We start from the raw sequence: 20,667 nt of genomic DNA, 5'->3' as shown, positions 1-20,667 counted from the left end.
TCAGAGCCGGTCCGCGACCCAGTCGGCGATGTAGTTGGCCGGCACGGTCTCGTTGTCGGCGCCCGCATGGGACGACCCTCCCTCTGCCTTCGTGAAAAGCTTCCAGTGCCGGTCAGGGCTGTTGATCGCGTTCTCGTACTGCGGGATCGCGAATTCCATGGGGATCTGGCGGTCGTCCTCACCGTGGGTGACGAGGAACGGCACGGTGATCTGCTCGACGACGCCCTCAAGGGTCATCCTCGGGGCGAACGCCATGAACTCCTCCAGGCTGTTCCGGCCGAACACCCATTGGACGTGCCCCCAGTAGTGCGGCACGGGGTTCTCACCCTCCCGCTGCAGCCGGCGTTTCTGCAGCTCGCCCCAGTTGTAGTTCGCCCCCCAGACGGCGCACAGCTTGAAGCGCTTGTCGAAGGCGGCGGCCCGGGGAGCGTAGTAGCCACCCAGGGAGATGCCGCTCATGCCGACGCGCAGGGGATTCACGTCCGGGCGCGATTCCAGGTAGTCCACGGCGGCCCCGGCCCAGCGCTCGCTGTCGTGGACGGCGCGCAGGCCGCGCTCCCGCAGCGAGGCGCCCGTCCCCGGCTGGTCGACGCAGAGGGTCGCGATGCCGCGCCGGGCCAGCTCGGCCGGCAGCCCGCAGGTGTAGAGCAGCTCCTTCGTGGAGTCCAGCCCGTTGCAGAACACCATCACCGGCCGGCCGCCCTCGGGGGGCTCGCCCTCCGGCCAGGTGAAGATGGCGGGGAACGAGACCTCCCCGTACGGGACCTCGACGTACTCGGCGCGATACCGGTTGTGCACGATCGCCCGCTTCATCGCCTCGACCGACTTGCGGTACGCCTCCTTGCGGGGCTCGAAGTCGTGGCTCTGCATCCGCTCGGCGACGAAGTAGTACACCGAGGCCCGGTGGAAGAGCGGTCCGGCCGACAGCGGGTGCCCGTCGGCCAGCTCCTGTTCGGCCCGGGAGACGAGGGTGTCGGCGAACTCCACCCAGGACCAGAAGAACTTCTCGGTGCCCGCGTCGTCGCCGCCCTCGGCGATGCCGGCGAGCGGAGCGCTGATGCGGTCCACCTCGCCGATCTGGCCGCCGCAGTTCATGGCGATGCTGGCCGACAGACTCCAGACGTAGTTGGTCGGGAAGTAGCGAAACATGTCAGACCTCGATAGGGGTGTCAGGACCGCGCCGCATGCCCCGCACCGGCTTTGAGCAGCTTCTTGTACGTACGGATCGCGGCCGGGTGTCCGCTGATGCTGACGGCGTGCAGGTCGTCGCCGTCGGCGTGGACGGCGACGAACGCGCCCGCCTCAAGGCTGCCTTCGACGACGGTCACCTGGTCGCCGGGCCGATGCGTGCCGAGGACGTGCAGGGTGTGGCCGTAGCCCTCGGTCCAGAAGTACGGCACGCCCTCGAAAGGCGCGGCCTGGCCGCGGGCGATGTTCAGGCCGACGTGGCGGCCTTGTTCGACGGCGTGCGTCCAGTGCTCGAAACGGTGGTGAGCGCCGGTCCCGGCCTCGACGGTGGTCGCCACGTCGCCGGCGGCCCACACGCCGGGCACGTTCGAGCGTCCGGCCGCGTCCACGAGGACGCCGCGCGAGAGTTCGACGCCCGAGCCCAGCAGCCAGTCGGTGTTCGGAGTGGTGCCGACCGCGGCGAGCACCGTCTCGGCGGGGAGCCGCCGGCCGTCGCCGAGGCCGACGAGGTAGCCGTCGCCGGCCTCCTCGACCGACGTGACGGCGGTCCCGAGCTCGAACCTCACGCCGTGCGCGCGATGCAGGCCGACGAGCCAGCCCGCGACGTCCCGGCCCAGGCAGGGCTCAAGCGGCAGCTCCCCGTCGCTGATCAGGGTGATGTCCACGCCTCGACCGCGCAGTCCCGCCGCGACCTCGAGACCGACGAAGCCGGCGCCGACGCAGGTGACGGGCCGCCCGGAGTCGAACAACCGGCGGACGCGGCCGAGATCATCGCGGTTGCGCAACGCCGGCAGAGCGTTGCCGGCCGTCGTCCTCAGCCGGATCCCGTCCACGCCCGTCGCGATGACGAGGTGTTCCCAGGGGATCGCCTCGCCCCAGTTCGTCACCACCAACCGGCGGTCGACGTCGAGTCCCATGGCCCGGTGGTAACCGAGGACCGTGATGTCCTTGCCGGCGAGCTGTTCGGGGCCGCGCAGCCGGTTGGGCCCGGTCCCGGCCGCCTCGCCGATGAGCGCCTTGGAGAGCATCGGCCGGTCGAAGCCGGGGTCCGCCTCCTCGTCGAGGACGATGATCGAGCCGGCGTAGCCGCCCTCACGCAGGCCGTCCGCGGCGGCCAGACCCGCGGCGCTCCCGCCGACGATGACGGCCCCGGTCGGGAAGCGGGCCATCAGGACTCCACGATCGTGATCGCCTGGGCAGGGCAGGAGCGGGCCGCCTCCCTGACCTCCTCGAGATCGTCGTCCTCGACGATCTCGCGTCCGATGACCGGGAACGGGCTGCCCGGCGGGATCACGAAGATCTCCGGCTGGATGCCGGCGCAGATCCCGTAGTTGCGGCACAGGGTGTTGTCGACGACGACCTTCCGCGTCACAGGAACACTCCCAGGTTCGGGGTCTTGAGCGTGGTCTCGGTGAGGACGACCTCGCGGCGCAGCAGCCGCGGTCCGTCGGCCGTCAGCCTGAGCAGGTCGGCGCGCCGCGCGGGGATGAGGTCGAAGTGCACGTCGATGCCGCGCTGGCGGTACACCAGCAGCGTCGAGCGGACCGCGATCACGTCCGCCTGATCGGTCGGCTCGACCAGGATCGAGCCGACCAGGCGGGAGGTGCGTGAGGGCGGCACCTCGGAGTAGGCGTGCCCCTGGTCGCCGCGCCTGACGCGGGTGACGATGTGCGCCTTGGTGTCACGGACGCGCCAGGCGTCGCGGTTGATCTCCGCCGACCGGGGCAACGCCGCCTGACGGGACGGCACCGTGTACAGCAGGTCGTCGTCCAGCAGCTCCAGCCACTCCTCCTCACGGCCCTCGTCGAGGAGCCGCGCCTCAAGTGCGAGGAACTGGGCGGCGAGGGTGTAGGTGGCGGGGTCCACGGCCAGGCTCATCGGCTCGTTCCCTTCGGCGCGTTCTCCCGCATGGTGGCGAGCCACTGCCGCAAGAAGTTGAACTGGGGATACTCGCCGTACGTCGTCTTCCGGTGGACGCCCGGCCCCTTCCAGTCCGGATCGGGCCGGAGATCGAGCGGCGACTTCTGCCCCTGCTGGTAGTTGAACTCCAGCCCTTCCTTGCGCATCCACGGGCTGGCGGCGGCGCGCTGGACGCCTTCCCACGCGACCGTGTCGTCCTGCTCGAAGAGGCCGGCCGAGCCGAAGCAGTACTGGCCGCCGACGTAGTCACGCCGGGCGGACTCCTCGTCCTGGAAGTTCCAGACGAACTGCCAGTTCCACAGCTCGATCTTGCCGGGGGCGATCGGCTGCCACTGGCGGAAGCTCGTGAACACGCCCGGCGGCCCGTCCGGGAGCGGCGAGAAGATCCGGATGAAGGAGAGGTTGGGGAAGATCGTGCCCACCGTCGGGGGCATGTGCTCGGCGACCCACTTCTGGGTCTCGTCGTAGCCGCTCAGGTCGAAGTTCTCCACGTAGCCGGGAACGGCTCCGTAGCCTCCGTAGGTGAAGAACGGGCCGATCGCCTCGGTCCAGTGGTGACCGATGAAGGTGTGGCCGTTGGCGAACTCGTAGGTGCCGGAGATGTCGCAGGTGAACTGGATGCTCTGGATCAGCTCGACCTCCTGGATGCTGAAGTGCAGGGTCGGCAGGTGGTAGACGTCGCCGGCGAAGTTCTCCGCGGCGGTCTTCCAGTCGCCGTGCACGATGTAGCGCTCGGGCGGGCCGGCGACGCGCATGCCGCCGGGCGCCAGGTTCAGGATCAGGTCGAGCATCCACGAGGCGCCCCCCGACAGCCACTCCTCCAGCGGCGGGACGTCGTCGGAGAGCGAGGCGAAGACGAAGCCGTTGTAGGACTGCACCTTCGGCGCCTTCTTCAGGCTCCACAGGTTCGGGTCGAGTGGCTCGCCGTAGGCGCGCTGCATCATCGGGGTGCCGATGAGCCTGCCGTCGTTGGCGTACGTCCAGCCGTGGTAGGGGCAGGTGAAGAAACGTGAGTTCCCGCTGTCGGTCTGGCACACCTGCGAACCGCGGTGCCGGCAGTAGTTGGACAGGACGTGGATGTCGCCCTCACCGTCGCGGGTGACGATGACCGGGTCGACCCCGATGCGACGCTGGACGAAGTCTCCCGCGCCGGGAATCTCGGACTCGTGGGCCACGAACACCCACACGCGCGTGAAGACGCGCTCCATCTCCGCGCGGAAGAGCTCTTCGTTGTTGAAGATCTCGGCCGGCACCAGGTCGTTGCGCATGCTCTGCTCGACCCGGTCGAGCAGGGCGTCCACCGGGGTGGCGAACGCCTCCGACCTGTACTCTCCTGAAGTCATGGGCTGTCTCCCTCTCAGAGCGGAGGCGCGACGAACAGGCCGCGGTCCGGGTCGTTGTGCATCCACTTCGAGACGAACTCGTTCATCGGGTTCGAGGTGCCCCACTGGTCGATGAAGTCGGGCTTGAAGACGTCGAAGACGGACGGATGCCACTCGTCCCAGTCCACGAGTTGGAGTTCGGTCGTGTACTCGACGGTGTTGCCGGCCTTGTCGAAGAAGTACGAGTACGTGTTGTCGCCGGCCTTGTGACGGCCCGGCCCCCAGATCTTCTGGACGCCGGCCCGCAGCAGCCGCCCGGTGCCGCGCATGTACTCGTCGAGGCCGCGCAGCTCGAACGAGATGTGGTTGACGGCGTGGTGCGGGCCACGCGACACGGCGAGCGAGTGGTGCCAGTCGTTGCAGCGCAGGAACCACATGAACTCGCCGCGGTCGCCCATGCACAGGCTGTCGGAGAGCCTGAAGCCGAGGTGCTCGACGTACCAGGCGACGGTCTGCTCCGGGTTCGCGGAGTTGATCACGAAGTGCGACAGCCGCACGGGGATCGACTCGTGCTCCTCGATCCTGCGGAAGGCGCGGGTCGCCACGTCGGTGGAGACCTCGATCACGCGGCCGTCGCAGTCGAAGAAGCGGAAGCCGTAGCCGCCGCCGGGGGTGTCGACGTCGTCCGGCTCGGAGATGATCCGGACCCCCGCCGTACGGAGCCGCTCGCAGAGCGTGTGGACGTCCTCGACCGACGCGGCCCCGAAGGAGACCAGGTCGAGCCGCTTCTGGTCGTCCTTGCGGAGCCGGACGACGTACTGCTCGGGCGACCCCTCGGCGGCCAGGAAGTGGACACCGGTGTCGTCGGCGACCGGAGTGAGGCCCCACAGGTCGCGGTAGAACGCCAACTGGCGGTCGAGGTCCGGCATGGCGATGCCGACGTGTCTCAGGTGGGTGATGAGCGGCTTGGCCGTCACTGATTGCTCCTCCCGGCGAACGTAGAGTCCCGTGACTGGGGTCACGCTCTGCTTGGAGGGGAACCTAGTGATGTCAATCAATGGTCACAAACAATATCTGGCAATGGTCTGCATTGACGGGATCGATAGGTTTCTTCCATGGACCTGCGCAACGTCGACCTGAACCTGCTCCTCGCCTTCGACATGCTGATGACCGAGCGGAGCGTGACCAAGGCCGCGCAGCGCCTGTCGATCGGGCAGTCCGCCATGAGCTCGACGCTGGCCCGCCTGCGCAAGCTCTTCAACGACCCGATCCTGGTCCGCGAGGGCCGGACCCTGGTGGCGACCCCGCTGGCGGAGTCACTCGCCCAGCCGGTCCACGACCTGATGACCGGCGTCGAGAGCGTCCTCACGCGGAGGGACCAGTTCGATCCGGCGACCGCCGAGCGGACCTTCACCCTGATCGCGAACGACTACCTGACGATGACGTTCCTGCAGCCGCTGATCGCCCGCTTGTCGACGGAGGCGCCCGGCGTCCGCCTGCGCATCTTCCCGACGGGCGACGACGCGCCCGCTCGCCTGCGTAAGCACGAGGTGGACCTCCTCCTCATGCCGAGGGAGGCCATCGAGGAACGCATCGACTTCCCCTACCAGCACCTCTACCGGGATCGCTACGTCGTCGCGGTCGACCGGGACCATCCGGAGGTCGGGGAGACGATCACGATCGAGCAGTTCAGCACCCTGCCCTACGTCGCGGCGGCGTCGGGGCACCAGCGTTCCCTCCAGGAGATGCAACTGGACTTCCTCGGCGTGCCGCGCAACATCGAGATCACGGTCGGCTTCGGCATGGCGCCGTTCCTCCTCCGCGGCACCCGCCTCATCACGCTCGTCCACGAGACTCTGGCGAAGCGGTTCGAGGACGCCGCCGGCATCCGGCTGCTCGATCCGCCGATCCCGAGGCTGCAGCCGATCACGGAGATCATGGGGTGGACGAGGCGGACCGATACCGATGCGGGCAACCGCTGGCTCCGCCGGGCGATCGTCAACCTGGCGGCGGACTTCGGGAGCGAGGCGACCGGCTGACCCCGCTCGGCCCATTGACCTGGTCAATCCATCAGATCACCACAGATTGTTGGACATCGGCGGACCGCCCTTCCTAGCGTCATCCCTGCGCCAGGCCTGACGAAGGAGCGACCCATGAGTGCCGACCCCTCCCGTGTTCTCGTCGTCGGTGGGGGGATCGGCGGCCTCACCGCGGCGATCGCCCTGCGCCAGGGCGGCCACTCCGTCGAACTGGTGGAGATCCGCGAGGACTGGGCGGTCACGGGCTGGGGCCTCAGCCTCACAGGCCCGGCCCTTCGCGCGCTCGACACCCTCGGCCTGGCCGACAGGCTCATCGACCTGGGGTACGGGATCACGACGATCGCGAACTGCGACAGCGACGGCAACCTGATCGCCGAGGTGGAGCTCCCCGGTCTGCTCGGACCCGGGCGTCCCGCCCAGGCGGGCATCGCCCGGAGCGAGCTCACCCGGGTGCTGCGGGACTCGGCCGCCTCGCACGGCGCCGTGCTCCGGACGGCTCTGACGGTTGCGCAGACGGTGGAGAACGGCACGTCCGTGACCGCCGTACTCAGCGACGGCACCACCCGCGACGTCGACCTGGTGGTCGTCGCCGACGGTGCCGGCTCGAAGACCCGCGAGCTCCTGGGCATCGACGTGACGCCGGCCTACACCGGTCAGATGGTGTGGCGGGCGGTCGTTCCCAGACCGGCCTGGGCCGATCGCCTCTTCACCTTCTTCGGTCCGGGGGACAACGCCGGGCTGATCCCGATCTCGGCCGCGTACGCCTACTGTTTCCTCACCGAGAACCTTCCCACCCCCGACGTCCTGCCCGACGACGAGCTCGCCGACAGGATGCGCGAGCGCCTGCGTCCGTTCGGCGGCCGGGTCGCCGAGGTGCGGGAGTCGATCAGGAAGCCGGAGGACGTCGTCAGGCGCGCCGTGAACACCGTCCTCGCCGAACTCCCCTGGAACGCCGGCCGGGTGGTCCTGGTAGGGGACGCCGCCCACACGCCGTCACCGCAGCTCGTGAGCGGTGCGGCGCTCGCCGTCGAGGACGCCGTCGTGCTCGCCGAGGAACTTGCCCGGACTCCGGACGTCCTGGAGGCCCTTGACGCCTTCGGCAGGCGCCGGCACGACCGCGCCGCACTGGTCGTCGAGGCGTCCAGGAGGGTCGCCCGGCTCGAGCAGGCCGGGCAGCAGACGGAAGTGCCCGGCCTGCTCGGACGTACGCACGGCGCGCTGGCGGCGGCGATCTGACGGCGGTATTGACAGTCGCCGCATAGGCGATGACACTTTGGTCGAAACACAGCGGAAACCCGGGCAAAGTGCATTTGTCATAGAAACGCATACGGCTAAAAAATGTTAGCGCTAACAATGCACCCTTCCCCCCAAAGGTCACCGCCTGGCACCGCGCTGCCTCGCCGTACAAGAAAGGCACACCATGGGTTTATGGTCTCCGCGTCATTGGCGGCGAACGGCACTCACCGTCGCCTCCTTCGCGGCGCTCGTCGTCACCACGCTGGTCGCCGTGTCACCGGGCACGGCACAGGCGGCCGGGACCTCGTCCTGCGACATCTACGCGAGCGGCGGCACGCCGTGCGTCGCCGCCCACAGCACCACCCGCGCCCTCTTCGGCTCCTACAACGGGCCGCTCTACCAGGTGCGGCGCTGGTCCGACGGCGCGACGGCCAACATCGGCGTGCTCAGCGCCGGCGGTTACGCGAACGCCGCCACCCAGGACTCCTTCTGCTCGGGCACGTACTGCACGATCGTCCGCATCTACGACCAGACCTCGCGCCACAACGACCTCACGATCGCTCCGGGCGGCGGCGCCAACCCCACGGCCGACCAGGGCGCGAACGCGGCGGCCCTGCCCGTGACGGCGGGCGGCCACAAGGTCTACGGCATCTACATGTCCGCGGGCAACGGCTACCGCAACAACGCGACGAACGGCGTCGCCACCGGCAGCCAGCCCGAGGGCATGTACATGGTGACCGAGGGCACGCACGTCAACGACCGGTGCTGCTTCGACTACGGCAACGCCGAGACGAACAACATGGACACCGGCAACGGCGACATGGACGCGATCTACTTCGGCACGCTCTGCTGGTTCTCGCCGTGCGCGGGCGGACCGCGCGTCGCGGCCGACCTGGAGAACGGGCTGTTCGCCGGCGGCAACGGCTCCTGGACCGCGAACACCGGACGCAACTCCGCGTTCGTGACGGCGATGCTGAAGAACAACGGCACCTCGACGTACGCCATCAAGGACGGCAACGCGCAGTCCGGCGGCCTGGCGACGCGGTACGACGGACCGCTGCCCACCCAGGCGGGCTACCGCCCGATGACCAAGCAGGGCGCGATCATCCTCGGCATCGGCGGCGACAACAGCAACGGCTCCGTCGGATCGTTCTTCGAGGGCGTCATGACCAGCGGCTATCCGAGCGACGCCACGGAGAACGCCGTACAGGCCAACATCGTCTCCGTCGGCTACGGCAAGAGCGTCACCTTCCCCGTGAACGGAGCCACCTACCGGCTCACGAACCTCGCCAGTGGCAAGGTGCTCGACGCGGTCAACTGCGGCACGGCCAACGGCACCCAGATCGACCAGTGGCAGGCGCTCGGCAACACCTGCCAGCAGTGGCGCTTCAACAGCGTCGGCGCGAACAAGTGGACGATCACCAACGTGAACGCCGGAAAGGTGCTCGACGCGGTCAACTGCGGGCTGGCCCTCGGCACGGCCGTCAACCTGTGGCAGTCGCTCGGCAACACCTGCCAGCAGTGGGCGGTCGTCCCCGCGGGCAACGGCCGGTACGAGCTCGTGGTGGAGAACAGCGGCATGGTGCTCGACAACCAGAACTGCGGCACGGCGAACGGCACGCCGGCCCGGTTGTGGATGTGGCTCAACAACACCTGCCAGCTCTGGTCGATCGCCCCGTAGGGCCCGGCCCGGAGTCTCCACAAATGCCTTCAATAGTGCCTATATCCGACATCGAATATAAATGGCCTCATGTGGCTATTTAGCTTTCGATCTTTGCCTTTCTCTTAGACTGCCCGAGATTGCGATTCCGATGATGGCGGGAATGTAGGAGTCGATCACTATATGTGGCGCTTGGTCGTCCATTCGCCCGTGATCAATTCTTATTCGTTCGCCATTCAGGATCGACGGGAAAGTCATGCCGTACAACCGACCGGGCGCCATGCTGGCTGCCGCGATTTGCACGATATTGAGCGCCATGGGCGGCGCGACCGCGTACGGCGAGAGCGCCGTCCAGCCCGAGACCCGGCTCGTCCAGCAGTCGGAGCTCGGCACGCCGACTCCGAGCAAGGACAAGCCGGCGCGGACAGCCACCGTCCCTGTGGCCGGCAAGCGGATCTGCGGCCCCCCTTACATCACCGGCGACCCCGACCTCGGGCCGACCATCCTGCCGAGAACCGGCTACTTGGGGGCGCTCCTGCACGGCTACGTGCCACTGGGCGGCCTCTCCCCGCAGCACTTCCTCTCGCGCTACTGGGACTACGCCCAGAACAACTACCGTTTCCCGCCCGACTCCGGCTTCGGCCGTTCCGGCAACTTCCCGAACGGCCGGCTGCTGCTCAAGACGACCATCCTGCAGCCCGGCATGAGGCTCGACCGGTTCGGCAGCAACGCGGGCGCGTTCCTGGCGCCGATCGGCGACCTGTTCATCCGGCGGGGGCTGCCGCCGCGGAACCTGAACACCAACTCCATGGCTCCCATGAACCTGTGCAACTATCACGCGTTCGAGGTGCTCAAGTCGTTCGGCGTCGAGGTGGGCCCGGCCGCTCCCGCGTTCCAGATGCCGGGCGGCGGCACGCAGTACCACGTGATCAGCAGACTCGTCCCCGGGTTCCCGCAGACGAACGACGAGGTGCCGGTGAGCGTGCTGTTGACCAACGGGTTCCTGCAGGAGATCAATCCGTTCGCGTCCGCCGACCTCGTGACCACCGTCAAGTGAACCGGCTGTGATCAACGCTCCACGTACCGGATGAGGAACACTGGATAGGAGGGGGCGACGGCGGCGAAGGCCTGCTCGGGGGCGCGACGGTCGACGGGGATGTGCGGGCGGGCGCCCGGGGCGAGCTCCAGATAACGGCGCAGGATCGGGGCGCGGAGCTCCGGCACGACCTCTTCGAGGTGCACGCGTTCGCCGCCGCCGGAGCGGCGCAGCACCGCGTCGCCGCCGGCGGCGCGGACGTTGCGCACCCAGTTCGCCTCCTCTCCCAGCATCGAGACCAGGTGATCCCGCCCGCCGACATCCGCCACGGCGACGGGTACGGAGATCGTCCGGCCGCTGGCCCGGCCGCGTACCTCCAGGACCGCGGCGCTGCGGGGCGAGAGCCGGCCGGCGGCGAACTGCAGGATGTCCAGCCGGTTCATCGCCCGCGCCAGCCGGCCGGGGCGCCCGTGGCGGTACATCAGGCGCTTCAGCGCGTACAGCGGCCCGCCGTGGGCGCCGCTCCCTGGCGGGGTCATGGCCGCCACAGCGGGTGCTGGGCCCACACCGCGTGCAGCGCTTCGACCAGGGCCGCCCCGGTGAACCACCACACCCCGACGACGGCGGCGGTCAGCACGCAGGAGGCGACGACCGCCCCTGTGCCGCGCCCGCGCCCCGGGGCGAGCACCCGCCAGACGACCACGAGCGCCGTCGCCAGGAGCGCGAACGAGCAGACGGTCAAGGCGTCGCCCAGGTGGGCGTGCCTGAGGACCGTGGGCGGCAACTCGTGCCCGGCGTCCTTCGCGCTCGCAAGCAACTCTTCGTACAGCGTCGAGCCGGCCTGCTCGGCCCAGACCGCGAGCGCCAGATCGAGTGCGGCGAGCACCACCAGGGGCAGACGCGTGCCGCTGCGGGACGTGGGACGCCAGGCGTAGATCAAGGCCAGCAGGGCCGTGAGCGGCGCAAGGACGATCACCAGATGGCCGGCCACTGCGTGTGGGGGCATGCCCGCCACCTCCCTCGACGACTGGTGTGGCGACCATCTCACCGCTGGCAATGACTGTCAATATGGCAGAGACTGCCAAACTGACACGAGGGCTACGCTGAAGCCATGGCGATGCCCCTGCGCGCACGGAACCGGCAGTCGGCGGTGCACCACATCATCGACACCGCGATGGACCTCTTCGACGAGCACGGCTACCAGCAGGTCACGGTGGATCAGATCGCCGCGGCGGCAGGTGTCTCGCCGCGCACCTTCTACCGCTATTTCGGCTCCAAGGAAGGGCTGTTCACGACCGACCCGTACGCGTCCACGGACCTCGCCGAGGTGGGGCGCTACCTCGACGTGCACGACATTCCCGGGTCGTTCCAGCGGCTCGTCACCCTCATCGCCGAGCGCTCCGGCCCGGACGCCGGCCGAACGGGACAAGCCTGGCGCGGCATGCGCTACGTCCTGGAGGAGCCGCCCGTACGCGCGGCCGTGTACGCCGCCCTCGAAGAAGGCAGCCGAGGTCTGGCGGACCTCCTGCGTGCCGAGGGCATGACGGCCACGGCCGCGCGGGTCACCGCCCGCGCCTACTGGTTCGGCGTCTACTTCGGCTCCCTGGAGCAGTGGCACCTCGACGGGCGGGTACGACCGCTGCCCGACTACGTCACGGAGGCGCTGGCGGCACTCCGCGCCTCGGGAGCGACCGGCTGAGGTTCAACAGTTCGGGGCCTCGGTCCGTCTACAGGGGGACGGAACGAGGAAAGGTTGGATCTTGGAGGATGACTCCAGGTTCGAGAGCTTCGTGGCGGACCGGGCTGACGCGTTGCTGCGGTACGGCTACGTGCTCAGCGGCAACGCCCACGACGCGGCCGATCTGACGCAGGAGGCGTTGATCCGGTTGCATCGGGCGTGGCCCCGCGTACGGCGCAAGCAGGACCCCGAGGCGTACACCCGCACGATCATGGCCAGGCTGCACATCAGCGTCTGGCGGCGGCGCAGGCGGGAGCACCTGTTCGGGGAGTTGCCCGGCGGGCCCGGCGACGTACGCCACGACCTGTTGCCGTCCGAGGCGGAGCAGGGGTTGTGGGAGGCGCTGAAGGGGCTGCCGCGCAAGCAACGGGCCGTGCTCGTCCTGCGCTACTACGAGGACCTGGCGGACGAGGAGATCGCCCGGGTGCTCGGGATCTCGCGCGGGACCGTGCGCAGCCACGCCTCCCTGGGCCTCGGCAAGCTGCGTTCCGCCCTGTCAGACGACCGCCGCAAGAGCGAGGAGGGCGTTTCATGATGACGGAGGACGAGCGGGTGGAGGGCTTGTTGCGGAGCACGCTCCGGCACGCGGCCGAGGACGCGCCGCAGTCGCCGGCCGGGCTGCCCGGGCGGGTCGTGGCGCGGTCGCGGGGCAGGCGGCGGGACCGGATGCGGATGTTGGCGGTGGCGGGTGGCGCGGCGGCGGTCGTGGCCGTCGGGACGATGGGGCTGGGCGGCGGTGGCGGGGACGTGGCCACCGGCGTGCTCCAGCCCGTGCCGTCCGCCGGCGTCGACGTGTCCGTGCCGCCACCCGACGTCGAGGTCGGGCTGGCGGGCAAGCCGCCGCTGGGCGACCGGCTGGTCGAGGACGACCCGGCGCTCGGCGGGGCCGTGGAGCTCTGGTACGCGCGGCGCTCCGACGGCGCGCTCGCCTTCTGCCGGCTGTACCGGGTCAGGACGGGCGGGTCGATGTCCTCCTGCAACGCCAGGCCGGTCGACGGGAACGCGTCACTGGAAGGGGCGACGGAGACGTGGCCGCCGCCCGAGAAGACGCTGTACTACGGCACGGCCGGCGACCGGGTCACCGGGGTGAGGGCCGTCTCGGCCGCGGGCGACAGGACGCCCGGGCAGATCAGGCGTCCCAAGGGCGCGCCCCGCGCCATCTGGACGGTCACCCTGCCCGCCTCGACGCGGGTGACGGGCTTCGAGTTCACCGACGCGCGGGGCATGACGGTGGCCACGGCGGCGCACACGCCGCTGACGGTGCCGGAGGCGACGGCCGAGCCGGTCGGCACGGTGCTGCGGCTGGGCGGCGGGCTGAGCGCCAACGTGTTCGACGTACCCGACCGGACCTTGATCTGGCGGCTGGACGGGGACCCGGTGGCCGCCGACCTCGTACGGGCCAAGGACCTCCTGCGGGACCTGGGCGGGCGGAGGATCCCGGTGCTGCTGCACGAGCACGAGCGCCGCTGGTTCGGCGTCGTGGCGGACGTGCGTACGACCGAGGTCGAGCTGGTCTTCCCGGACGGACGGAAGGCGACCGCGGCGGCCAGGAAGGATCCGTGGGGGATCGGCGTGCGGCTGTTCGCGGGCAGGCACGGGCGCGACGGCGACATCTACAGGAAGGGGTTCGAGGTCGTCGGGTACGACGCCGCGGGCCGGGAGCTCTGGCGCGAGCCCCACGCCCCGACCGCGGGCCGATGAGCGGGCCGGCGGTCGGGTCGTCGGTCGGGCCGATGAGCGGGCGCGAGCGCCGTCGTCAGTCGAGGATGTGCTCGGTGGCGCGGGCGTAGCGGGCGCGGATCTCGGGGACGGCCTCGCCGGAGTAAGTGGCCGTCTCCTCCGCCCGCCACTCGGGCGTGGTCAGCAGCGTCGCCGCCTGGTAGGCGGCTCCGTCGGCGACGTACTCGGCGGGGGGCGGCACGGTGACGGGCACGCCGAAGACGGTCGGCGCGATGCGCCGGACGGCCTCGGAACGGGCGGCGCCGCCGATCATGAGCACCCGTTCCGGCGGGGTGCGCAGCGCGTCGAGGGCGTCGGCGAGGCCGCACAGCATGCCCTCGACGGCCGCGCGGGCCAGGTGGGCGGGGGTGGCGGTGGCCAGCGTCAGCCCGTGGATCGAGCCGGTGGCGGTGGGGCGGTTGGGGGTGCGTTCGCCCTCCAGATAGGGCACCAGGGTCAGCCCGCCGGCCCCTGCGGGGGCCTGGAGCGCGAGGTCGCTGAGCTCGCCGAGGCCGACGCCGGCGATGCGGGCGGCGGCGTCGAGGACGCGGGCGGCGTTGAGGGTGCACACCAGCGGCAGGAAGCGGCCCGTCGCGTCGGCGAACCCCGCCACCGCGCCCGTCGGGTCGGCGCTGGGCTGTTCGGCGACCGCGAACGCGGTGCCCGAGGTGCCGAGTGAGACCACGACGTCGCCGGGGCGGGCGCCCACGCCGAGCGCGGCGGCCATGTTGTCGCCGGTGCCGGGGGCGAGCAGGACGTCACCTTCGTAGGCCCGGCCTGTGGGGCCGAGCACCTTGGGCAGCAGCGGCGTCCCGCCGAAGGCGGCCTTGAGCAGGTCGGTGCGGTAGGAGCCGGTGAACGGCGACCAGTAGCCGGTGCCGGAGGCGTCGCCCCGGTCGGTGGTGAGCGCGTCGAGGGGCGCGAGCGGCGCGTCCGCCCAGCCCTCGCGGGAGAACGGGACGCCGGAGGCGAGCGCGCCGGCCAGCCGCCAGGTCAGCCAGTCGTGGGGCAGGCACACGGCGGCGGTGCGGCGGGCGTTGTCGGGCTCGTGCTCGGCCAGCCACCGCAGCTTGGTGATCGTGAACGACGCCACCGGCACCGAGCCGACCGCGTCGGCCCACGCCTGGGGGCCGCCCAGCTCGGTGGTGAGGTCGGCGGCGGCCCGGGCGGAGCGGGTGTCGTTCCAGAGCAGCGCCTCGCGTACGACATTTCCGGACTCGTCCAGGCAGACCATGCCGTGCTGTTGCCCGCCCACGCTGACGGCCGCGACCCCGTCGAGCCCGCCCGCGCCCTCCAGGGCCTCCAGCAGCGCCGCCCACCAGTGCGACGGGTGCACCTCCGTGCCCTCGGGATGCCGGGCGCGGCCCTCGCGGACCAGCGCGCCCGTCTCCGCGTCACGAACGACGACCTTGCAACTCTGCGTCGAAGAATCGACCCCAGCGACCAGCGTCACCCACGGACTCCTAACGCGTGTTCCAGCGCAAGCTGGTTCAGACGGGAGAAATGGTAACCCCGCCGTGCCGTTTTGTGCCCGTTGTCCCCCTCTGTGATCAGTCGGTCACAAGCCCGAGGGGTCGCGTCCGACGCTGATCTCCTCGGCGATCTTGCGGATCTCCATCACCTGGAGGCCGGGAGCCTTGGGCAGGCCGCGCAGCAACGCCTCCATGACCACGGGCACGGGCTGGCCGGCGAACCGCCCCGCTATGCCATGGACCGCCCGGAACAGCGCCTCTTCGGTGTCGTGCATCGGCCTCTCCTCGCTCGGGTACCGGGAGAACGCTACGACCTCCGCCCGACACTTTTCGCGCTACCTCCGCCGTGTGTCCCGTCGGAAGATGACCCGATCGCGGCGCAGATCGCCTCCAGAGCCGCGACCTGGCCGGGCTCCAGCACGTCGAACAGGGTCCGCCGGACCTCCTCCACATGGCCGGGCGCGGCTTCGGCGAGCGCGGCGTACCCGTCGTCGGTGAGGACGGCGAACAGGCCGCGGCCGTCGGCCGGGCAGCGCTCGCGGCGCACCCAGCCGCGCTCCTCCAGCCGCGCCACGGCGTGCGACAGCCGGCTCTGCGAGCTGCCGGCCCGGCTGGCCAGCTCGCTCATGCGCAGCGTGCGCTCGGGGGCCTCGGACAGGCGCACGAGGATCTCGTAGTAGGCGTGCGGCATGCCCGCGTCGCGCTGGAGCTGCCGGTCCAGCGTCTCCTGGACGTGCCGGGTGGCCGCCAGGAACGCGCGCCAGGTCCGCTGCTCGTCCTCGTTCAGCCATCGGGTCGTCATCGTCACACTCCCATTTTAGTTGAACTCTCATATACTTGAGTGGAGACACCCGCGAAAGGGGATCATCATGCCGGTCCAGCGCCTCAACCACGCCGTCCTGTACGTCCGCGACGTCGAGCGCAGCGTCGCCTTCTACCGCGAGGCCCTCGGCTTCGAGGTCGTCATGGGCATGCGCGGCGCCGCCTTCCTCCAGGCGCCGGGCTCCGCCAACGACCACGACCTCGGCCTGTTCCAGATCGGCGCGGACGCGGCGCCGTCCGGCGCCGGGCGCACCTCCGTCGGCCTCTACCACCTGGCCTGGGAGGTGGACACGCTCGACGAGCTGGAGCGGATCGCGGCCCGGCTGACCGAGCTGGACGCGCTGGTCGGCTCCTCCGACCACGGCTCCACCAAGGCCCTGTACGCCAAGGACCCCGACGGGCTGGAGTTCGAGGTGTCCTGGCTGGTGCCGGCCGCGCTGCTGACCGACGAGATCCTCGCCGCCCGCTCCCGCATCAGGCCGCTCGACCTCGCCGCCGAGAAGGAGCGCTTCGGCGCCCAGACGCGCGGCGGCGTGGGAGTCTCCGTCCCGGCCTGAACGGTCGCCGCGCCCCCGGCTGGGTTACCGTGGTAGTGACCCCTTTCTCGCCGCGGGGAGCCGTCATGCCAAGCGATCCTGATCATGTGCTCGACGCCATCGACGGTGTCGTCGAGGAATGGGAGACGCTGAGCGCCGACGCCATGCGCTGGGCGCCTCCCGAGAGCAAGAGCCCCGACCTCATGTCCGAGGTGTCCGAGATCATCGGGCCGCTCGTCAACGCGTTCTCGCAGGCGCTGCGGCCGGTCAGCGACGCCTTCGAGCGGGTGCTGAGCGCCGCCTTCGACGACGAGGACGACGGCCCGGACCGCCCCGCCTGACCCGCCCGAGCCCGGCCCGCCCGGGTCCCGGCCCAAGCCGGTCAGGCGCGCCGGCGCCGGGCGCGGCGCGGGTAGTTCTTGGCGGTCTCGGCCAGCCGGGCCGAGTGCTCGGCCTGCTTGCGCCAGTGCCCGTACGCGTCGCCGCGCTGCGCCAGCCGGTCGAGCTCACGCATGGTCGTCAGCGGGATGAAGGCCGGCTCGGCGTCCCGCCACGGGGTGCCGGGCAGCGGCATGAACGTGTGCGTGTGGATGCGCGCGCCCAGCTCGGCCAGGTCGGCGGCGAGCCGGAGCGAGGCGGCCTGATCGGACTCGTCCTCGCCGGGCATGCCGAAGATGAAGTCGACGTTCGGCCGGAAGCCGTGCTCCACCGCGATGCGGACCGCGTCGCGCACCGGCGAGGTGTCGTGGCCGCGCCCGGAGGCGGCGAGCACCTTGTCCGAGCCCGACTGGGCGCCGATGATCAGGTTGTCGTTGGCGACGTACCGCTTGAGCAGGCGCATCGCCTCCGGCGTGACGTGCTCGGGCCGCACCTCTGAAGGGAAGCTGCCGAAGAAGACCCGGCCGTGCGGCGGCAGCTCCTCTTTCACGCCCGCCAGCAGCTCCTCCACCGGGCCGAGGTCGGCGTCGGGGCCGGGGGAGCCGTACGACAGCGACGTGGGCGTGATGAAGCGGATGTCCTTGAGCCCGCGCTCCACCATGGACCGGACGTGCTCGCGCACGCTGGCCACCGACCGGTGCCGGAACTGGCCGCCGAACATGAACGGCGTCTGACAGAAACGACAGGTGTAACGGCAGCCTCGGGTGATCTCGATGGGTCCGTTCCTGCCCACGAAGGACGGGAACGCGTCCAGCGGGAGCTGCGGCGCGGGCCGGGTGCGGAGCGCGACCCCGTCGGCGTCCCTGACGGCCAGGCCGGGGACGGTGGTGAGCGGGGCGTCCTCGCGCAGCGCCCGGACCAGCGCGATGATCGTGGACTCGCCCTCGCCGATGCCCGCGAGGTCCCAGCCGGCGTCGATGACCTGCTGCGGCTCGGCCGTGGCGTGCACGCCGCCCGCGATGTGCAGCCCGCGCCCGCCGCTCAGCTCCTTGACCACGGCGAGCTCGGCGGCCATGGCCTCGGCGTCCGGTGAGTAGAACGACCAGAGCGTGAGCACGTGGTCGGCCCCGGAGTCCCTGATGTGCCCGGCGGTCTCCTCGGGGGTGGTGCCGAGCCGCAGCTCGTGCTCGACCTCCGCGGTCTCCAGCGCGGCGAGCAGCGCGTGCACGCCGTACGTCACCGCCTTGCGATAGCGCACCACCACGCTGACTGCCCTCGCCACGCACCGCAGCGTAGCAGGCATATCCAACAGTCCTGTTACATTGCACGGGACCGCGAGACGGGACCAGGAGACGGGACCAGGAGAGGGGCCGCGTGACGACCGGGCTGGGCGCCTTGCTGCGACACGTCCACGAGCTGATGGACTCCGCCATCGCCGAGATCTACGCAGAGCACGGCCTGCCCGGCTACCGGCCCCGTTTCTCCCCCTACGTACGCGTCCTGGTGGCGGAGGGGCCGATGCCCATCCGCGACCTCGCGAGAACGATCGGCGTCACCCACTCCGCGGCCAGCCAGACCGTGGTCCAGCTGCGCCGCTGCGAGCTGGTCACCCTGGAGAAGGGCGCGGACGCCCGGCAGCGCATCGTCCACCTCACCGAGCGGGCCCGCGCCGCGCTGCCGCTCATCGAGGCCGAGTGGGCGGCCACCGAGCGCGCGGTCGGCGAGCTGGACGCCGAGCTGCCGGTGCCGCTGTCGGAGGTGCTGCGGGCGGCGGTGACGGCGCTCGAAAGGAGGCCGTTCCGCGCCCGCGTCGAGGCCGCGGGGTCGCTAGACTCGCGGGCATGATCCGACGACATTGATGACTGACGGCCACAGGCCCGCGCGGGGCGCGCGGACCTCCGGGGCGACGAGCTCCCGGAGATCCTGTTCGTCCTGCTGGAGGGCCTCATGCTCGTCATCAAGCTCTACGCCTATGCGTTCTTAGGCGAATTCATCCTGCTCTACCCGGTCTACACGCTGCTGTTCGCCGACGCCGGGGTGTCCGTCGCCGAGGCATCCGTGCTGTTCGTCATCTGGTCGGTGACGGGCATGGTGCTGGAGGTCCCGTCCGGGGCCTGGGCCGACACCGTGTCCAGGCGGCTGCTGCTGTTCCTCGGCCCGCTGCTGGCCGGGGCCGGCTACGCCCTGTGGGTCTCGGTCCCGTCCTTCTGGGCCTTCGCCGCGGGGTTCGTGCTGTGGGGCGCGCAGGGCGCCCTCGTGTCCGGCTCCTACGAAGCCCTCGCGTACGAGGAGCTGCAGCGCCGGGGCCAGGAAGGGCGCTACGCCGCCGTCATGGGCCGGGCGGAGGCCGCCGGGCTCGTCGCCAACGCCCTCGCCATCGGGCTGGCGGTGCCCGCCTTCGCGGCCGGCGGCTACGCCGTCGTCGGCGCGGCCAGCGTGGCGGCCTGCGTGCTCTGCGCGGTCACGGCGCTGACGCTGCCCGAGCACCGCGCCCCGCGCCCGGCCGGGGAGGAGGGCTACCTCGCGGTCCTGCGCTCGGGGCTCGCCGTGGCGCGCGCCGATCGCGCCGTGCTGCGGGCGCTGCTGCTGGTCGCCGTCGTCACGGCGATCTGGGGCGCGCTGGAGGAGTACATCCCGTTCCTGGGCCTGGAGACCGGCGTCGCGGAGAGCGCCGTGCCCCTGCTGGTGCTCGTCGTCTGGATCGGGGCCACGGCCGGCGGGCTGCTGGCCGGGGTCGCGGCGCGGCTGCCCGACCGGGCCTACGGCCTCACCGTCGCGGGGGCGGCCGTCGCGCTCGCGGCCGGGGCGCTGAGCGGGCATCCGGCCGGGTTCGTACTGATCGCCGGGGCGTTCGGCGCCTTCCAGCTCGCCGGGGTGGTGGCCGACGCCCGGCTGCAGGAGCGGATCGGCGGGGCGGCCAGGGCCACCGTCACGTCGGTGGCCGGGCTCGGCATGAACGTGGTCACGCTCGTCGTCTACGCCGGCTACGGCGCGGTCTCCGGGCGGCTGTCGAACGGGGTCGCGTTCGCGCTGTTCGCGGTGCCGTACGTGGTGGTCGCCGTGCTGGCCGGCCGCAGGGAGCGGGCCGTCGCTCAGTAGCGGGACGGGATCCGCTTCGGCAACGGCGGCGGCACGGGCGTCTCCTTCTCCGGCTGCGGGGGAGGAGGCGCCTCCGGCGCGGCCGGGCGGGCCCGCCACCGGGACGGGAAGGCGGAGGCGGCCAGCAGCACGCACCCGGCGACCGGCGCGCCGAAGCTCACCAGCCGCTCGTAGCCGGCCAGCTGTTCGCCGGTCAGGTATGCGCCGGGCGCCCGGAGCCAGGCCAGGTCGAGGCGGGCCGCCGCCGTGACCGCGAGCCCGGTCAGGGCGAGGCCGGGCAGCAGCGAGGCGAGCGGGGAGAGCCGCGATCCGGAAAGGACGCCGACCAGAAGGGCCGCGCCCGCGAGCGCGGCGAGCGGCAGCCAGTCGGGAGCGGAGCGAAGCTGACCGTGACCGTACGCGAAACCCGCCGCCACCAGCGGCGTGGCCAGCAGCCCCGCGCCGGCGCCGAGAGCATGACGAACACCATTGCGCACCGACAACACCTCCAGCACCGGGACCT

The 20,667-nt window shown here is 71.1% G+C and carries 24 protein-coding genes; 11 read left to right on the top strand and 13 right to left on the bottom strand.

All coding sequences use genetic code 11. The annotated features are described in order from the left end of the window. Genes BMW85_RS29730 through BMW85_RS29705 form a run of 6 tightly spaced genes read right to left on the bottom strand, consistent with a single transcriptional unit; the run spans nt 1 to nt 5,407 of the window. Complete coding sequence (locus BMW85_RS29730) at nt 1–1,149, bottom strand: alpha/beta hydrolase family protein (protein ID WP_091087948.1); 1,149 nt, start codon at nt 1,147–1,149, stop codon at nt 1–3. 20 nt (nt 1,150–1,169) lie between these two features. Beyond that, nucleotides 1,170–2,357, bottom strand: a complete 1,188-nt coding sequence (locus tag BMW85_RS29725) for an NAD(P)/FAD-dependent oxidoreductase (protein WP_091087945.1) — start codon at nt 2,355–2,357, stop codon at nt 1,170–1,172. Then, nucleotides 2,357–2,560, bottom strand: a complete 204-nt coding sequence (locus tag BMW85_RS29720; RefSeq protein ID WP_091087942.1) for a ferredoxin — start codon at nt 2,558–2,560, stop codon at nt 2,357–2,359. The genes BMW85_RS29725 and BMW85_RS29720 overlap by 1 nt, the downstream gene beginning before the upstream one ends. Further along, a complete protein-coding gene (locus tag BMW85_RS29715; protein ID WP_091087940.1) occupies nt 2,557–3,066 on the bottom strand; it encodes an aromatic-ring-hydroxylating dioxygenase subunit beta in 510 nt (169 codons plus the stop codon). The genes BMW85_RS29720 and BMW85_RS29715 overlap by 4 nt, the downstream gene beginning before the upstream one ends. Further along, complete coding sequence (locus tag BMW85_RS29710; protein ID WP_091087937.1) at nt 3,063–4,451, bottom strand: aromatic ring-hydroxylating oxygenase subunit alpha; 1,389 nt, start codon at nt 4,449–4,451, stop codon at nt 3,063–3,065. The genes BMW85_RS29715 and BMW85_RS29710 overlap by 4 nt, the downstream gene beginning before the upstream one ends. A gap of 14 nt (nt 4,452–4,465) precedes the next feature. Next, nucleotides 4,466–5,407, bottom strand: coding sequence for a VOC family protein (locus tag BMW85_RS29705; protein ID WP_091087936.1), 942 nt, complete (start codon nt 5,405–5,407; stop codon nt 4,466–4,468). Nucleotides 5,408–5,545: 138 nt separating this feature from the next. On the opposite strand from BMW85_RS29705, the gene BMW85_RS29700 reads away from it, so the two are divergent. The 4 genes from BMW85_RS29700 to BMW85_RS29685 all read left to right on the top strand — a co-directional run bounded on the left by BMW85_RS29700 (nt 5,546) and on the right by BMW85_RS29685 (nt 10,422). Further along, nucleotides 5,546–6,469 carry a LysR substrate-binding domain-containing protein gene (locus BMW85_RS29700; RefSeq protein ID WP_091087933.1) on the top strand — a complete coding sequence of 308 codons (924 nt, stop codon included), beginning with the start codon at nt 5,546–5,548 and terminating at the stop codon, nt 6,467–6,469. 114 nt (nt 6,470–6,583) lie between these two features. Then, entirely contained in the window at nt 6,584–7,705 is a 1,122-nt protein-coding gene (locus BMW85_RS29695; RefSeq protein WP_091087930.1) for an FAD-dependent monooxygenase, read from the top strand. 184 nt (nt 7,706–7,889) lie between these two features. Continuing rightward, nucleotides 7,890–9,386: an arabinofuranosidase catalytic domain-containing protein gene (locus tag BMW85_RS29690; RefSeq protein ID WP_091087928.1), complete on the top strand. Its 1,497-nt coding sequence runs from the start codon at nt 7,890–7,892 to the stop codon at nt 9,384–9,386. A gap of 295 nt (nt 9,387–9,681) precedes the next feature. After that, entirely contained in the window at nt 9,682–10,422 is a 741-nt protein-coding gene (locus tag BMW85_RS29685) for a TNT domain-containing protein (protein ID WP_177240947.1), read from the top strand. 11 nt (nt 10,423–10,433) lie between these two features. Here the strand turns inward: BMW85_RS29685 and BMW85_RS29680 are convergent, their stop codons facing one another. Together BMW85_RS29680 and BMW85_RS29675 are read right to left on the bottom strand one after the other, a co-directional pair. Beyond that, nucleotides 10,434–10,940 (bottom strand): nitroreductase/quinone reductase family protein, encoded by a 507-nt coding sequence (locus tag BMW85_RS29680; RefSeq protein WP_218155974.1) that lies wholly within the window; start codon nt 10,938–10,940, stop codon nt 10,434–10,436. Next, complete coding sequence (locus BMW85_RS29675; RefSeq protein ID WP_143082438.1) at nt 10,937–11,407, bottom strand: hypothetical protein; 471 nt, start codon at nt 11,405–11,407, stop codon at nt 10,937–10,939. The genes BMW85_RS29680 and BMW85_RS29675 overlap by 4 nt, the downstream gene beginning before the upstream one ends. 105 nt (nt 11,408–11,512) lie before the next feature. Between BMW85_RS29675 and BMW85_RS29670 the strand changes: the two genes are divergently transcribed. The 3 genes from BMW85_RS29670 (at nt 11,513) to BMW85_RS29660 (ending at nt 13,840) form a co-directional block, all read left to right on the top strand. Continuing rightward, the gene (locus BMW85_RS29670; RefSeq protein WP_091087919.1) at nt 11,513–12,100 is read left to right on the top strand and encodes a TetR/AcrR family transcriptional regulator; all 588 of its coding nucleotides are present in this window, start codon (nt 11,513–11,515) and stop codon (nt 12,098–12,100) included. 61 nt (nt 12,101–12,161) lie between these two features. Continuing rightward, on the top strand, nt 12,162–12,674 hold the full coding sequence (locus BMW85_RS29665) for a SigE family RNA polymerase sigma factor (RefSeq protein WP_091087916.1): 513 nt from the start codon (nt 12,162–12,164) through the stop codon (nt 12,672–12,674). After that, nucleotides 12,671–13,840: a hypothetical protein gene (locus BMW85_RS29660; protein WP_143082437.1), complete on the top strand. Its 1,170-nt coding sequence runs from the start codon at nt 12,671–12,673 to the stop codon at nt 13,838–13,840. Before BMW85_RS29665 ends, BMW85_RS29660 begins: the two co-directional genes overlap by 4 nt. A 55-nt stretch (nt 13,841–13,895) precedes the next feature. Here the strand turns inward: BMW85_RS29660 and BMW85_RS29655 are convergent, their stop codons facing one another. From BMW85_RS29655 to BMW85_RS29645, 3 genes are all read right to left on the bottom strand, one after another. Further along, on the bottom strand, nt 13,896–15,311 hold the full coding sequence (locus BMW85_RS29655; protein WP_091087912.1) for a xylulokinase: 1,416 nt from the start codon (nt 15,309–15,311) through the stop codon (nt 13,896–13,898). A gap of 105 nt (nt 15,312–15,416) precedes the next feature. Then, on the bottom strand, nt 15,417–15,605 hold the full coding sequence (locus BMW85_RS29650; RefSeq protein ID WP_091087909.1) for a hypothetical protein: 189 nt from the start codon (nt 15,603–15,605) through the stop codon (nt 15,417–15,419). 32 nt (nt 15,606–15,637) lie between these two features. Continuing rightward, on the bottom strand, nt 15,638–16,132 hold the full coding sequence (locus BMW85_RS29645; protein ID WP_091087906.1) for a MarR family winged helix-turn-helix transcriptional regulator: 495 nt from the start codon (nt 16,130–16,132) through the stop codon (nt 15,638–15,640). 67 nt (nt 16,133–16,199) lie between these two features. Here BMW85_RS29645 and BMW85_RS29640 point away from each other — a divergent pair, with 67 nt between their 5' ends. Further along, on the top strand, nt 16,200–16,709 hold the full coding sequence (locus BMW85_RS29640) for a VOC family protein (RefSeq protein ID WP_091087904.1): 510 nt from the start codon (nt 16,200–16,202) through the stop codon (nt 16,707–16,709). A 65-nt stretch (nt 16,710–16,774) separates the two neighbouring features. Then, nucleotides 16,775–17,029, top strand: coding sequence for a hypothetical protein (locus BMW85_RS29635; protein WP_143082436.1), 255 nt, complete (start codon nt 16,775–16,777; stop codon nt 17,027–17,029). A 41-nt stretch (nt 17,030–17,070) separates the two neighbouring features. Here the strand turns inward: BMW85_RS29635 and BMW85_RS29630 are convergent, their stop codons facing one another. Continuing rightward, nucleotides 17,071–18,348 (bottom strand): TIGR04013 family B12-binding domain/radical SAM domain-containing protein, encoded by a 1,278-nt coding sequence (locus BMW85_RS29630; protein ID WP_245775142.1) that lies wholly within the window; start codon nt 18,346–18,348, stop codon nt 17,071–17,073. Nucleotides 18,349–18,440: 92 nt separating this feature from the next. Here BMW85_RS29630 and BMW85_RS29625 point away from each other — a divergent pair, with 92 nt between their 5' ends. After that, on the top strand, nt 18,441–18,911 hold the full coding sequence (locus BMW85_RS29625; RefSeq protein ID WP_218155973.1) for a MarR family winged helix-turn-helix transcriptional regulator: 471 nt from the start codon (nt 18,441–18,443) through the stop codon (nt 18,909–18,911). A 102-nt stretch (nt 18,912–19,013) separates the two neighbouring features. Beyond that, nucleotides 19,014–20,165: an MFS transporter gene (locus BMW85_RS29620; RefSeq protein ID WP_091087898.1), complete on the top strand. Its 1,152-nt coding sequence runs from the start codon at nt 19,014–19,016 to the stop codon at nt 20,163–20,165. Here the strand turns inward: BMW85_RS29620 and BMW85_RS29615 are convergent. Beyond that, complete coding sequence (locus tag BMW85_RS29615) at nt 20,159–20,641, bottom strand: hypothetical protein (protein WP_143082435.1); 483 nt, start codon at nt 20,639–20,641, stop codon at nt 20,159–20,161. The two genes, BMW85_RS29620 and BMW85_RS29615, sit on opposite strands and share 7 nt — an antisense overlap. Nucleotides 20,642–20,667: the final 26 nt, after the last annotated feature.

Origin of the sequence: Nonomuraea wenchangensis (genome assembly GCF_900111685.1) — a bacterium.
Taxonomy (GTDB): domain Bacteria; phylum Actinomycetota; class Actinomycetes; order Streptosporangiales; family Streptosporangiaceae; genus Nonomuraea; species Nonomuraea wenchangensis.
This window is presented reverse-complemented; position numbering and strand designations above follow the sequence as displayed.

Coding starts and splice junctions, on each gene's coding strand:
- BMW85_RS29620 (WP_091087898.1), top strand. CDS start 19,014: ATGCTCGTCATCAAGCTCTACGCCTATGCGTTCTTAGGCGAATTCATC.
- BMW85_RS29710 (WP_091087937.1), bottom strand. CDS start 4,451: ATGACTTCAGGAGAGTACAGGTCGGAGGCGTTCGCCACCCCGGTGGAC.
- BMW85_RS29635 (WP_143082436.1), top strand. CDS start 16,775: ATGCCAAGCGATCCTGATCATGTGCTCGACGCCATCGACGGTGTCGTC.
- BMW85_RS29695 (WP_091087930.1), top strand. CDS start 6,584: ATGAGTGCCGACCCCTCCCGTGTTCTCGTCGTCGGTGGGGGGATCGGC.
- BMW85_RS29650 (WP_091087909.1), bottom strand. CDS start 15,605: ATGCACGACACCGAAGAGGCGCTGTTCCGGGCGGTCCATGGCATAGCG.
- BMW85_RS29640 (WP_091087904.1), top strand. CDS start 16,200: ATGCCGGTCCAGCGCCTCAACCACGCCGTCCTGTACGTCCGCGACGTC.
- BMW85_RS29645 (WP_091087906.1), bottom strand. CDS start 16,132: ATGACGACCCGATGGCTGAACGAGGACGAGCAGCGGACCTGGCGCGCG.
- BMW85_RS29680 (WP_218155974.1), bottom strand. CDS start 10,940: ATGACCCCGCCAGGGAGCGGCGCCCACGGCGGGCCGCTGTACGCGCTG.
- BMW85_RS29670 (WP_091087919.1), top strand. CDS start 11,513: ATGGCGATGCCCCTGCGCGCACGGAACCGGCAGTCGGCGGTGCACCAC.
- BMW85_RS29685 (WP_177240947.1), top strand. CDS start 9,682: ATGGGCGGCGCGACCGCGTACGGCGAGAGCGCCGTCCAGCCCGAGACC.
- BMW85_RS29700 (WP_091087933.1), top strand. CDS start 5,546: ATGGACCTGCGCAACGTCGACCTGAACCTGCTCCTCGCCTTCGACATG.
- BMW85_RS29715 (WP_091087940.1), bottom strand. CDS start 3,066: ATGAGCCTGGCCGTGGACCCCGCCACCTACACCCTCGCCGCCCAGTTC.
- BMW85_RS29725 (WP_091087945.1), bottom strand. CDS start 2,357: ATGGCCCGCTTCCCGACCGGGGCCGTCATCGTCGGCGGGAGCGCCGCG.
- BMW85_RS29730 (WP_091087948.1), bottom strand. CDS start 1,149: ATGTTTCGCTACTTCCCGACCAACTACGTCTGGAGTCTGTCGGCCAGC.
- BMW85_RS29660 (WP_143082437.1), top strand. CDS start 12,671: ATGATGACGGAGGACGAGCGGGTGGAGGGCTTGTTGCGGAGCACGCTC.
- BMW85_RS29690 (WP_091087928.1), top strand. CDS start 7,890: ATGGGTTTATGGTCTCCGCGTCATTGGCGGCGAACGGCACTCACCGTC.
- BMW85_RS29675 (WP_143082438.1), bottom strand. CDS start 11,407: ATGCCCCCACACGCAGTGGCCGGCCATCTGGTGATCGTCCTTGCGCCG.